Here is a 13961-nt window from a genome sequence, read left to right on the forward strand (position 1 = left end):
TTTACCTGCCATATCGTTTTTAGTAATATGTTTGTAGAGGATTGCCAATTGGGGACAAAATTTACCAGAAGAATGTTCAGGCCGCCAACGGTCGGGTATAATAAAATTCAGTCTCCACCCAATCCGAATTCGCCGTATTTTTGCAGTTAATAAAGAAGAAGGTAATTAATGGCCATTTTAGGTAATCTTATATCCAGGTCACTGCGCATCAGGAAGAAGTTCACATTCAAGTTAGGTACGCCACGTCAGTATCAGTTACAGGTATTGTACAGGCTACTTACAAAAGCTAAGGATACGCAGTTCGGTCAGCATTACAACTTCCAGGAAATATTAAATAGCCCGAATATCATCGCTAATTATCGTTCCACTGTACCCGTACATAACTATAACAAGATGCACGCGGAATGGTGGCATAAGTGCCTGGAAGGTCAGGCTAATGTAAGCTGGCCTGAAAAAATCAAATACTTCGCCCTCAGTTCGGGAACCTCCGAATCTGCGAGCAAGCACATACCCGTTACCCGCGACATGCTGCGTAACGTGAAGAAGGTGGGCGTAAAGCAGCTGTATTCTATGGCTAACTTTGACATTCCACCTAAATCATTCTCCAAAGGGATCCTGATGCTGGGTGGTACCACCGCCCTGTACGAAAAAGGGGATTACTATGAAGGGGATATGAGTGGTATCCAGGCGAAGAATATACCCCGTTGGTTCAGACGTTTCTACAAACCAGGCGGTAATATTTCCAAAAAACCAAACTGGGAACAGCGTATCAAGCTCATCGTGCGCAAAGCGCCACAGTGGGACGTAGGTACCGTATGTGGGGTGCCTGCCTGGGTACAGATCGTACTCGCAGAGATCATCAAGTACCACGGTGTGAAGAACATCCATGAGATCTGGCCCAACCTGGCCGTATATATCCATGGGGGTGTTTCCTTCGAACCTTACCGCGACAGCTTCCAGAAACTGCTGGGCAAACCGATCAACTTCATTGAAACATACATGGCTTCGGAAGGCTCTTTCGGCTTCCAGGCCCGTCCGAACGTCAGGGGCATTAAACTGGTCCTGAATGCCGGCATCTTCTACGAATTCATTCCATTTACAGAAGAAAACTTTACCAGCGAAGGCGAAGTAAAAGCAAATCCTAAGTCTTACATGATCCACGAGGTGGTGGAAGACGTGGAATATGCGGTGATGCTGTCGACCTGTGCAGGAGCATGGCGTTACCTGATCGGCGACGTTGTAAAGTTCACCTCCGTAAAGGAACATGAAATAATCATAGTAGGACGTACCAAGCAGTTCCTCAGCCTTTGCGGCGAACACATGAGCATCGATAACATGAACAATGCGATCGATGCCGTGCAGAAAAAGCTGGGTATTACCGTCAAGGAATTTACTGTAGCAGGTTTCCCTTACGAGAACCTGTTTGCACACCGTTGGTTCATCGGTACAGATGATGTGAACGTAGACAGCAACCGCGTACGTGAGATCATTGACCAGACCCTGAGTGAGGTAAATGACGACTATGCAGTAGAACGTACCTCTGCACTGAAGGAAATCTTTGTTGAGATTATGCCAAATGATGTGTTCATCGACTACCTGCGCCTGAAAGGTAAAGAAGGTGCGATGAACAAGTTCCCACGTGTGATGAAAGGAGAAAAACTGAAAGACTGGGAAAACTTTCTGGCGTCGAAACTGAAGTCAGTGTAAGAATTTTAACGAATTATAAAGTAAAAAGAGGGGTAACTTCATCAACAAAGGGGAAAGTTACCCCTTATTTTTAGATAGGGAATCTCGTAGCGCATGACATCTGCTTTCTTATCGGCGGTCTTTTCCGGAGTGGCACTAGGATTGGTTTTATCTGTATCTGTCGGCCCCGTCATATTCGCGATTATTAAATATAGTGTAAATAACGGCTTCAAAGCCGGGATCAGTTTTGCGCTGGGCGTATCATTCAGTGATATTTTTTACGTGTTGCTGGGCAACCTGGCTACAGCGTTTTTCCTGGATCTGAAGGAGTATAATAAGCCTATCGGTATCGTCGGTGGCTGCCTGCTGATCTGCATGGGACTGTACGGCCTGCTGTTCAAGAAGGTAAAGATCAGTACCGGCGATGAGAAGCCGGAAATGTTCAGAACGCATGATTATTTAAAGATCTGGCTGGCAGGATTCCTCATGAACTCCCTGAATCCGGGTGTGATCCTGTTCTGGCTGGGGATCTGTGTATCCAATAGCGCGCATACCACCGGACATAAGATCATAACTTACGGGGTATGCCTGGTATGGGTATTATCTACAGATATATTAAAAGTGTTTGTGGCAGATAAGATCCGGCATAAGCTGACCCTGACGAATGTTAAGTGGTTGAACAAGATCTCGGGAGCTAGTATGATCATCTTCGGATTACTGCTGCTGTATCAGATGGTATTTAACCTCGGCACACTGGGCCATTAAAATATTCAAAAAGGGGCGGCTACCGAAGGTGGCCGCCCCTTTTTCTTTGTAACAAAAAAGCATCCCCTTGCGGAAGATGCTTTCTATTTATTGGTGGATTAAAAGCGCTTATTTAATCGTCCAGGTCTCTCTGCCAGCCAGCAGCTTATCCAGATCACCAGGGCCTTTCGTGCTGAACGCATCGGCTACCTGGAAGTTCAGCTGGTCCTCGTAAGTCGGGCGGAATGCCTGATAGAACACCCCAAACGGACGAGGCAGATGTCCTTCTATACGAGGATCATCGAACATACGTGTCAGGATCTGTGCCTTGTAGAAATCCTGCTCATCATGGATCCACAGGTCGTCAGCGCTATACTCAGCACCCACTTCCACTACCACAGGTTTCAAACCATCCAGGCGAACACCTTTATTCTTTTGCGGACCGAACAACAGTGGTTGTCCCTGCTCTACAAAGATCGCCTGTTCAGCTTTGCTTGACTTTTCTGTGAATACTTCAAAAGCACCATCATTAAAGATGTTACAGTTCTGATAGATCTCCAGGAAAGAAGCTCCCTTGTGTGCATGGCTGCGTTTCAGCATTTCCTGCAGGTGTTTCGGGTCGCGGTCCATACTTCTGGCAATAAAAGTGGCATCAGCACCCAATGCCAGCGCCATCGGGTTGAACGGATGGTCTATACTACCAAAAGGCGTAGACTTCGTTACCTTATTCTCTTCTGAAGTAGGGGAGTACTGTCCTTTGGTCAGACCATAGATCTGGTTGTTGAACAGCATCACGTTAATATCAAAATTACGGCGCAGCAGGTGAATGGTATGGTTACCACCGATAGACAAACCATCGCCGTCCCCGGTTACAACCCACACACTCAGCTCAGGACGTACAGCCTTCAGACCAGACGCAATCGCAGTAGCACGGCCATGGATGGAGTGCATACCGTAGGTATTCATATAGTAAGGAAAGCGGGATGAACAGCCAATACCGGAAACAATCACGATGTTCTCCTTCGGTATACCCAGCCCGGGCATAATGGTCTGCACCTGTTTCAATATAGAATAATCTCCGCAACCCGGGCACCAGCGTACTTCCTGGTCCGTTGCAAAATCCTTCGCCGTTAATGCCTGCGGAGCTATAGTTGCTGTTGACATTGTTGTATTGTTAATAGAAAAAGTAATTATTGGTTGGCAAAGTTACGAATTGTAACCCGATAGGGATTACGCAATCCGGAATAACTGTATAGGGAACTGACCACAATCAGCTTTCCTGTGCCAACAGCGCTTCCCAATATTCAGCCGCTCTTCTTGTATGTGGTATTACGATCGTACCCCCAACTATATTAGCTACTGCAAAAATTTCGTACATCTCTTCAGTGGAAACTCCCTGCTCATGGCATTTGCCCAGATGGTATTTGATACAGTCGTCACAACGTAATACCATAGACGATACCAATCCCAGCATTTCTTTCACCTTCGTACTAAGGGCACCCTCCATATAAGTGTTGGTGTCCAGATTGAATAACCGGTTGATCACTTTGTTCTGCTTGCCCAGAATGACCTCATTCATCTTTTCCCGGTACTCGTTAAATGCTTTTATCTCGTCCGCCATTTTATTGTATTTGCCCACTAAAGCTATGAAACGATTCCCAAATATAAATCAATCTACTTAACGAGTAGACTAGTGCGGTTGGTGGTTAAAATGCTGATTTCCTAAATGTTTGAAATTTAATTAATTATAAGATTTTGTATAACTCCGGGTTATAGCTCATAACAATTAGTAATCACCAACAGGCATTTAAAGCCGGCCGGTTAGGGGGGATTCCAATGCCCCCGCCTCCTGGCATTTCCTTGCCGGTCGCAGGTTAATCCCGAAAAAATGACGGCTGCCGGAGCCAATATGAGTTTTTCGTCCCCATTTAATTTCACCCAATTAACAATGGCGTAACATTAGAATATTTCCTTTGCACCACTATTCAACCACATGTTTTGAACTAAATGCTCACCAGCAGGTCTGGGGAACCTGCCTCTATTCAACTATGCGAAAAAATCCCACACTTTAATTCAACCTTTATGCGGAAATTAATTTTCACTCTGCTTTTCTCGTGGCTCAGCGTTATCTGTCTGGCCCAGACTACCGGCCTGGTTACTGGTAGTATCGTCGACAAAAATCAGGCTTTATCTCTTCCCGGAGCTACCCTGAAACTGAAACCCGGCAATCATTACACTGTATCCAATCAACAGGGTAAATTCGAATTCCTCGGCGTACCGGTTGGTCATTACACGCTGGAGGTTACTTACATTGGTTATCAATCTTATACACAGGAATTAACCGTCGCTGCCGGTAAAGCTACCGACCTGAAACTGCAACTTGAAGCTGGTGGCATAGCAGGAAAAGAAGTATTGGTGGTGGGCGACCGGCTGCGTGGTCAGGCAAAAGCCCTGAATCAGCAGAAAAACAATCCGAATGTAACCAATATTGTGTCTGCCGACCAGATTGGCCGTTTCCCGGATGCAAACATCGGCGATGCGATGAAACGTATTCCTGGTATCACGATGCAGAATGACCAGGGAGAAGCCCGCAACATCATCATCCGTGGCCTGGCCCCTGAACTGAACGCTGTCACCTTGAACGGCGACAGGATTCCTTCTGCCGAAGGTGACAACCGCCGCATACAGATGGACCTCATCCCTTCTGACATGGTGCAGACCATCGAAGTGAACAAAACCCTTACACCTGATATGGATGCAGATGCGATTGGTGGTTCTGTAAACCTCGTTACCCGCGCTGCTCCTAATGGCCTGCGTGTATCTGCCACTCTCTCCGGCGGTGTAAACCCGATCCGAAACAAGCCGCTATATACAGGAGGACTGGTTTTGGGTAACCGCTTCTTCAACAATAAACTGGGCGCTGTAGTAAGTGCCTCTTACAATAACAACGACTACGGCTCAGACGACGTAGAAGCTACCTGGAAGAAAGACGATGCAGGACATGTATATACCGAAGAGATGGAGGTACGTACTTACAATGTACAGCGTATTCGCCGGAGCTTATCCGGTGCATTTGATTATAAGATCAATTCAAAAAATACCATCTACGCCAATGCAATGTATAACTGGCGTGATGACCGTGAAAACCGCTACCGCCTGAGATATAGCGATATTGAACCTGAGTATGCAACTGATGGTAGCATCACTGCCTACACCGGCCAGGTACGTCGTGAAACCAAAGGTGGTATCAACAATGATCGCAATAAAGGCAGAAGACTGGAAGATCAGCGCGTGCAGAACTATTCACTGCGCGGTGAACACCTGCTGGGCAGTAAGGTAGATCTGGATTGGGCCGTGAGTTATTCTTCTGCAAGCGAAGATCGCCCGAATGAACGTTATATGGAGTTCCGTGTAAAAGATGCGCCGGTATCGCTGGACCTTTCTGATACCCGTTTTCCATTAGTAACAACGACTGTAACAGAGAATGCCCTTAAGTTCAATTCACTGTCAGAGAATCATGATTATACCCGCGAGAATGAGCTGGGACTGAAAGTGAACCTGCGTTTTCCATTCAGCATTTTGCCTGATCAGAAAGGCCGTTTGCGTGTAGGTGCCAGAATGCGTATCAAGGATAAAAAACGTGAGAATAATTACTTCGATTATGAACCGGTGACTGCTTATGGCTCACTGGCAACTATGCCACTGGTTAACTATACCGGTAAAGCTTACGAGCCGGGAAGTAAATACAATCGCGGGTCGTTTGTATCCAAAGATTATCTGGGTAGTCTGAATCTGAATGATGCAGCTAAATTCACAGGTGAAGATAACCCGGCTGAATACCTCGCAGTAAACTATAAAGCGAATGAAACGATTACTGCTGGTTATGTTCGCTGGGACCAGGACTTTACGTCCAGACTCTCTATGATTGCGGGTGTACGTTTGGAGAATACTGCGATCGACTACAAAGGAAATGTGGTGGAAGATGAAGAAGAACTGTCTGGACAGCGAAATGTAAAGAACAGTTATTTGAATGTATTGCCTGGTATAACTTTCAGGTACAATGTAAATAATGACCTGGTATTGCGCGCTGCAGCAACTACCTCTATTGCACGTCCTAACTATTATGACATTGCACCCTATGTGAGCAGTGTAGCAGATGATGCCGCGATCAGCGCTGGCAATCCTGACCTGAAAGCCGCATATGCATGGAACTTCGATGTGATGGCGGAGCAGTATTTCAAATCAGTGGGTATACTGTCTGGCGGCGTGTTTTATAAGAGTATCAATGACTTCATTTATACGTATAAAAATGTGTCTTATTCAGCCGCAGATTTTACTGCTGATTATGGTAATACCGCAACGAATCCAATTCCAGCAGGAGAGAACTGGACATATAAACAGGCGCGCAATGGTGATAATGTGAAGGTCTACGGATTTGAAGTAGCGTTACAGCGTCAGTTGGATTTCCTGCCTGGGTTTGCAAAAGGTTTTGGCGTGTATGTGAACTACACTTATACAAAATCGACTGCAAGTGGTGTGTATAATTCAGATGGTGAAAAGCGTACCGGCGTTACATTGCCGGGTACCGCACCGCATATGTTCAATGCGTCTCTTTCGTTTGAGAATAAGCGTTTCTCTGCAAGATTGTCCGGTAACTATACAGCGGCTTACCTCGATGCGTTGGGCGGTAGTGATTTTGATGACAGCTATTACGATAAGCAGTTTTTCCTGGATGCAAATGCGTCTTACAAATTTGCAAAGAACTGGCGCTTCTTCGCGGAGGCAAATAACCTGACTAATCAGCCATTGCGTTATTATCAGGGTATTGCTTCCAGGACAATGCAGGCGGAGTATTATAAGCCGCGTTATAACTTCGGAGTGAAGTTTGACCTGTAAAAAATAAGCGCTCAAAGGATTGATCAAAAGTAAAACGACATCCTGAAAATGTGATATAACACCATCAGTTCCTGCCAGGTGTAAAAACAAAAGGAGCCTGCATCAGAAAATGTAAGATGCAGGCTCCTTTTACAATTATGGAAGTGTTGTTAAAACTTGAATGCCACTGTACCGGTAAAGCTTCTGGTCCTTTGAGGATTCATGGAAGAATAGCCGATCCAGTAGTGCTTGTCCGTCAGGTTATCAACTTTAGCAGCAAACCTGAACTTAGACGTTTCATAGGCAAGCGTAGCATTCATGACTACATAAGAAGGAAGTATGAACACACCCTGGCTGATGCTGTTTACGATTTTTACATCGCTTGCGTAGTTGCCACCCGCACCAATGCTCAAACCTTTCAGTTTACCATTTGATAAACGATAGTTCAACCACAGGTTTGCTGAAGTGGGAGAGGAAGCAGTAGATGGGCGACGGCCATTAACGTCAGGCAGGCCATCCACATCAACATTGATGTATTTGGAATCATTGTATCCATAGCCTGCTACAACACTAAAGCCCTGGAATGGATTCGCAATAATACTTACTTCTACACCTTTGCTCTTCTGAGAGCCATTCTGGAGATAGTAATTGGGATGCGCATTGTCTGCACGAAGCACGTTTTTTACCATGATGTCGTAGTAGCTAACAGTACCGGTCAGTTTACCATCAAACATATCCATTTTTACACCACCTTCCCATTGATTAGCCTGTTCTGGTCTGGATGTTTTTGTATCGCCATTGCTTACAAAAATTGGAGAGTTGGTATTGGTAAAACCATTCTGGTAGTTGCCAAATAAAGACAGGCGGTCTTTAATAACCTGGTAAACGATGCCAAATTTAGGCGATAATGCCACCTGATTATATGCACCCGAAGTAGTGCCTGCAGTCTCACTATAGTTTCCTTTAAAATCATAGTAATCTACACGTAAGCCTGCCTGTACTGCCAGTTGATCTGTGATATTGAATACGTCAGAAACGTATGCACTGTAATTATATCTCTTATAGATGTAAGGATATCTGACAAGACTACCTTTTGCCTTATACACATCATTCATGTTGGCAGCATTGAAATCATTGTAGTTGGCTACTGTACCATGTGTAGATACGGTATCATAATTAGTGCTGATAAATATCTGATCGGAATTCAGATAAAAGAAGTCAATACCGCCTACAAAACGGTTCCTGAATTTCCCAAGCTTGAAATCACCGATAAAGTTCTGTTGAATTTCTGTAGTATTCGCTTTACTGTTGCGGGTTGTCTGATCTTCGCGGGAAATACGATCATTGGCTAACAGGTAGAAGTAAGGACCAAAACCATTAGAAAAACTGTTAGTCATAGATACTACTGTCTGGGAGTTCCACTGATCAGAGATCTTATAATTCATCGTACCAAAAAAGTTCGCATTGCGACTGGTAGATGTCATATCCTCGTTAGCGAAAGTACGATTGTAATCAATATTCAGTTTGTCGGCTCTCTGTGCCGTCAGTTCTGAAACATTGTGGCCCCATGGAAAGAAGAAGAATGTATTCCCATTACCTTCTCCGCTGAAGAATTCACCTTCGAGTAATAAACTTAATCTATCGTTGATTTTGTAAGAAAGACTGGGTGCAAATGCAAATGTTTTGTTATGTCCATTGTCCATCCAGCTACCTTGTGAAGTATAAGCTGTGTTCAGGCGGAGTAGTACATTCTTTGCTGAGTCTAACGGTGTGTTGATGTCAGCCATGATACGGTTATAAGCATAGCTGCCACCTGCCACTGCTACCTCACCGCCAAAGTGGTCATAAGGTTTCTTCGTTACACGGTTGATCAGACCACCATAAGAAGTCAGCTGGTTACCGAACAAAGTGGCATTGGGGCCTTTGATCACCTCGATGCTTTCAATGTTCGCAGCGTCGATTACAGAAGATACGTTACCAGATACGCCGTTGCGGAACTGGCTTTGTACAACAAAACCACGTGAGTTATAATAAGCGCCACCATCGCCACTACGGTTAGTCGCCTCCCACATCTTGGTAATACCAGGTGCATTTCTCATCGCATCATCCACTGTATATACCTGTTGCTGTGCCATCAGATCTTTGGTAATTACTGAATATACAGTCGGGTTCTCAACATTTGCCAGCGGTAATTTCGCCACATAGTTGCTGGCGCGTTTCACCAGCTTCGTCTGATTACCTGTGATAACAATTTCAGAAAGTTGCTTACTGGATACCTCCAGCTGGAATGTCACTGTAGCTATTTTACCAGTTTCCACAACTACATCTTCTGTCTTATTAGCATATCCTGTAAAAGAAATCGCAACCTGGTAATTCCCGGCAGGTACATTCCTGAATACAAAAGTTCCGGCACCATCAGAAACCGTCATAAAACTGGTTCCCTGTAAAATCACGGACACGTCCGCAGCTGGTTTCCCGTCAGATGTCACGATTTTACCCTTAATTCCACCATTATTGTCTTCTGATGTAGTTGCAGTAGCGGCATAGAAGAAGGAAACAATCATGCTCAGTGTAAGCATGAAGGACTTAATAGTCATCCTTATCATAAATCTTTGTTATTTTTTGCGCAGCAAAAATGCAGCTAGATAAGCTGCATTTTTTATCGATTCGGGAAATTCGTTTACGCAAAAGGGAAAATTTATAACAAAACCGGTCTTCTTTTACTGATCTGAGCCCGGGCCTTCCTCACTTGCACCAGACGCTGCTGCCTGCTCCGCCGCCTTTCTTGTTATCTTATCCTGCTCCGCCTCCCGCAGGAAATCCTTAATCCCTGCCATGATCCTGTCCACCATTTTTTGCCGGAAACCTTCATCCAGCACGTTCATCTCATCTTCCGGATTACTCAGGAACAATGTTTCTATCAGCGCATCAGGGAACTCAGTTGGATTATTCAATATAAAATTGAAGTCCCCGTTATTGCCGAAGTCCGATAACCCTATACCCAGCAACTGTGCATGGATCGCCCTGTTAAAAGGCTCACAGAAAGGGTGTTTATAATAGTTCGCCGTACCATGTACATCCACCGGGTTCACGGAAGAATTCAGGTGGATGCTGATGAGCAGGTCGGGATTCATTTGCCTGTAGTAGGAGAGCCTGTCTTCATTAGGCACATACTGATCTGTAGTACGGGTCATAAGTACCCTGGCGCCTTCCTTCTCCAGCGCAGTCTTCAGTAGCAGGGAGATCATCAGCGTCAGCTGCTTTTCGTAATAACCTGCCGCCCCCAGGGCACCTACATTCGTGCCCCCGTGACCCGGGTCCAGGCCCAGCGTCAGGTTTTTCAGCTGGAAACTGGTGGGTATATGCTTTACCGCAATGATGAGGCGGGTACTGTCATAATAGACCTTGTAACCCCACGGCTGTTTATGCTTCAGGGAAATATTTATTCTGAGTACGTCCGATCCGATCTGTTCCCATTTGATTCCCTTTACTTCCTGCATAGAATCAGAGATGGGGGTAAAATCCGGTTCCAGGTTGGCTCCATGGATGTCTAAAGTGATCCTTCCCGGATCTACCTGCTGTGTGCTGAGGTAAGGGAGTCTTTCAGATAGTCCGACAGCAATGTAGTCATACTTTGCATCACTCCATGTGCGGGTTTCCTCCACAATATTGAGGGGAGTAGGCGCTGCCAGTGTCTGTGTATCCAGGAGTAATTCAGGGATAAATGCGGTCTGCTGGTTGCTGAGTTTTACCTTGAAGTAGTTGCCTTGTTTACCGGTGATGTGCAGCAGTACATCCTGATCCAGGTAGCCGATCTTAACAGGTCCAAGACGGTCACCATCCGGTGCTATTGTGAGATAAGTATTTCTGTCTATCGTTCTGCCCGCGAGCAGTTGGTTGCGTTGATAGGTAAGTTTATTACTGCTCTGCAATACAGCTGTACTGCCATTTTTATGCCTGAGGAAAACTGCCACTTTATTGTCCAGCAGGGAATCTGATTCCTGGATCACATAACTGCCTTCATAGAACCCTTCGGCGCCGTATTTGGAAGACGGTAGTTCATGCAGGGGTGTCTCATGCATCCAGTAAGCTTTGCAGCCCGGATAGCCTTTTATTCTCACACGGATGGTATCGCCGGGAGAGAGTGTACTATTCCCTTTGGGAAATACCTTGACATCATCTATTCTGAATACACTTGTTGCCCGCACAGGAGGCAATGTCGTATAGTAGTAATTGTAAGTACGGGATACTTTTTTACCGGTGCTATCCTTAGTCGTTAATGTAAAAGAAGTTTTGCCTGGTTTGATGATCCGTTTTAACGCGAATACGCCGGTGGGATATACATGGATGGTATCATCATTCAGCGTCACTTTACAACCTACACAGGTGCGACCTGACATATATTGCTTAGAACTACTGGTATTGATTTCAGTCCTTACCGGCTGCACCATTTTAAGGAAGGCTTGCTCCTGCGCTTTTACTCCAGTAAAGGCTGTCTGTATCAGTATGATTAATGCTATGATTCTCATGATTGTCCGGTCGCAAATAAACAAAAAAAATGCCATCCGGCTCTTCGCGGGATGGCATTTAAATAGAAATCGAATAAATTGTTTTAAAAGAAAATTTTACCGGTAGGGAGTATCGCTCCTGCTTAAGTTTTACAGACTGTACTTATTGTCTGCCAGCAACTTGTCAGCAATTCTCCTCCTTGCATCTTTTGTGTTTACTGGTGCGGCTTTGGTAAAACGCTTGATACCTAACAGCATCATACGTTGTTCGTCGCCTTCTGCAAATGAATTGATCGCGTCTTTTGCATACTTGTTGATGCGGTCGGCGGCATCGTACAGGTACGTCTTCACAATATCAGCCTGCAATGCATTGCTGGCTTCTCCTTCTATCTCTATGCGCTTAAGCAGACGCAGCAGTGCACTCTCTGCAAGGAAAGTCTCAATTGCCATATCTGCAATATTCATGAGTATCTCCTGTTCGCTTTCCAGCTTTACCATCAACTTTTGCGCAGCTGCACCTGCTACCAGCAGAATGGCTTTTTTCAGGTTCAGGATCTGCTTCTTTTCGGCGCTGTAAGGAGTCTCGTCATCATTGCCGAAATCAGGAATGCTCATCAGCTCTTTCATCACATTCATGGCAGGATTCATCAGGTCCAGTCTTCCCTTCATGGCACGTTTTAGCGTCATGTCCAGTGTGAGCAGGCGGTTGATTTCGTTAGTGCCTTCAAAGATGCGGTTGATACGGCTGTCGCGATAGGCTTTAGAGATGACATATTCGTCACTGAAACCGTTACCGCCATGGATTTGTACGCCTTCGTCCACCACGTAATCGAGGGCTTCTGAACCACCTACTTTCAGGATGGCACATTCTACTGCATATTCTTCTGCAGCACCCAGCAGGGCTTCGTTAAAAGGCTTGCCGGCAGCCAGCAGCTCTTTTTCTTTTTCGTCTATGAGCTGCGCAGTGCGATACAGGGCGGACTCATTTACCCAGATCCGGATAGCCATTTCGGCTAATTTATGCTTAATGGCCCCGAAGTTACCAATAGCTTGTTTAAACTGCTCGCGGGTATTTGCGTATTCAATGCTGATGGTCGCTGTCGCCTTGGCGCCTCCCAGTGCCGCAGCACACAGTTTCAGACGGCCGATGTTCAGGATATTGAATGCAATGAGATGACCTTTTCCGATCTCACCCAGTACATTTTCTACAGGTACCTGTGCATCCTGGAAATAAATCTGGCGGGTAGAAGAGCCTTTGATCCCCATCTTGTGCTCTTCCGCACCCAGGGTAAATCCAGGGGTGTCTTTATCAACAATGAAGGCAGTAAATTTATCGCCATCTATTTTAGCAAATACCGTGAATACATCGGCAAAACCGGAGTTGGTGATCCAGCATTTCTGGCCGTTGAGTAAATAGTATTTACCATCAGCCGAAAGTTTGGCAGTGGTTTTCGCACTGAGGGCATCGGAACCGGAGTTAGGTTCTGTCAGGGCATATGCTCCTTTCATCTGGCCGGTGCCAAGCAAAGGAATGTATTTTTGTTTCTGTGCTTCGGTACCAAAGTACAGGATAGGGAGGGAGCCAATACCCGTATGGGCAGCCATGGCCACAGAAAAGGAGTGACCCGCTCCCAGGGCTTCATTGATGAGGGTTGCGGTGATGAAGTCTTTGCCTAACCCCCCATATTCTTCCGGGAAGGCGGCACCCAGCAACCCCTGCTCACCGGCTTTTTCCAGTAAGGAAGGCATAAGCCCTTCTTCCAGTTTATCAATACGGTCCAACACAGGTGTGACTTCCTTTGCCACAAACTGCTCGGCCATCTCTTTGATCATTTTTTGTTCTTCGTTGAAATCTTCGGGAGTAAACACTTCATGTACGGGGCTCTCTTTGATCAGAAACTCAGCGCCCTTCAACGTGGACTTATCAACGGTTGCTTCCATTGTGATAAAGTTTTGTCAGTTAATTTGAGTTACTATTCAATTTACTTTTTTTACCTCATATAACAATTTTAAATCAGGAAATTCCACCTCCGCAAATCCCCGCCTTTACAGTAATAAAGTGCTGCTTTCCGGTCTGAATGCGCATACGGGAAGTTTCATAGCTATTTACCCGCAGCGAATAAAAAATCGTTAAAATTGAAAAGGGTA

At 45.5% G+C, this 13961-nt stretch carries 8 protein-coding genes; 3 read left to right on the forward strand and 5 right to left on the reverse strand.

All coding sequences use genetic code 11. From position 1 onward, the window contains the following. The first annotated feature begins 168 nt into the window (after positions 1 to 168). Both ABDW33_RS08115 and ABDW33_RS08120 read left to right on the forward strand, forming a co-directional pair. Positions 169 to 1707 carry a GH3 auxin-responsive promoter family protein gene (locus ABDW33_RS08115; RefSeq protein WP_343689556.1) on the forward strand — a complete coding sequence of 513 codons (1539 nt, stop codon included), beginning with the start codon at positions 169 to 171 and terminating at the stop codon, positions 1705 to 1707. Between the two features lie 93 nt (positions 1708 to 1800). Beyond that, positions 1801 to 2451 (forward strand): LysE family translocator, encoded by a 651-nt coding sequence (locus ABDW33_RS08120; protein WP_343689557.1) that lies wholly within the window; start codon positions 1801 to 1803, stop codon positions 2449 to 2451. 108 nt (positions 2452 to 2559) lie between these two features. On the opposite strand, the gene ABDW33_RS08125 is transcribed toward ABDW33_RS08120, so the two are convergent. Further along, the gene (locus tag ABDW33_RS08125; protein WP_343689558.1) at positions 2560 to 3594 is read right to left on the reverse strand and encodes a 2-oxoacid:ferredoxin oxidoreductase subunit beta; all 1035 of its coding nucleotides are present in this window, start codon (positions 3592 to 3594) and stop codon (positions 2560 to 2562) included. A 106-nt stretch (positions 3595 to 3700) separates the two neighbouring features. After that, complete coding sequence (locus tag ABDW33_RS08130; protein ID WP_343689559.1) at positions 3701 to 4051, reverse strand: carboxymuconolactone decarboxylase family protein; 351 nt, start codon at positions 4049 to 4051, stop codon at positions 3701 to 3703. Positions 4052 to 4512: 461 nt separating this feature from the next. On the opposite strand from ABDW33_RS08130, the gene ABDW33_RS08135 reads away from it, so the two are divergent. After that, positions 4513 to 7326 (forward strand): TonB-dependent receptor, encoded by a 2814-nt coding sequence (locus tag ABDW33_RS08135; protein WP_343689560.1) that lies wholly within the window; start codon positions 4513 to 4515, stop codon positions 7324 to 7326. A 149-nt stretch (positions 7327 to 7475) separates the two neighbouring features. On the opposite strand, the gene ABDW33_RS08140 is transcribed toward ABDW33_RS08135, so the two are convergent. From ABDW33_RS08140 to ABDW33_RS08150, 3 genes are all read right to left on the reverse strand, one after another. Beyond that, a complete protein-coding gene (locus tag ABDW33_RS08140) occupies positions 7476 to 9911 on the reverse strand; it encodes a TonB-dependent receptor (protein ID WP_343689561.1) in 2436 nt (811 codons plus the stop codon). 114 nt (positions 9912 to 10025) lie between these two features. After that, the gene (locus ABDW33_RS08145) at positions 10026 to 11834 is read right to left on the reverse strand and encodes an N-acetylmuramoyl-L-alanine amidase (RefSeq protein WP_343689562.1); all 1809 of its coding nucleotides are present in this window, start codon (positions 11832 to 11834) and stop codon (positions 10026 to 10028) included. A gap of 129 nt (positions 11835 to 11963) precedes the next feature. Beyond that, the gene (locus ABDW33_RS08150; protein ID WP_343689563.1) at positions 11964 to 13754 is read right to left on the reverse strand and encodes an acyl-CoA dehydrogenase family protein; all 1791 of its coding nucleotides are present in this window, start codon (positions 13752 to 13754) and stop codon (positions 11964 to 11966) included. Positions 13755 to 13961: the final 207 nt, after the last annotated feature.

The sequence above is a fragment of the Chitinophaga sp. genome (assembly GCF_039596155.1).
GTDB lineage: Bacteria > Bacteroidota > Bacteroidia > Chitinophagales > Chitinophagaceae > Chitinophaga.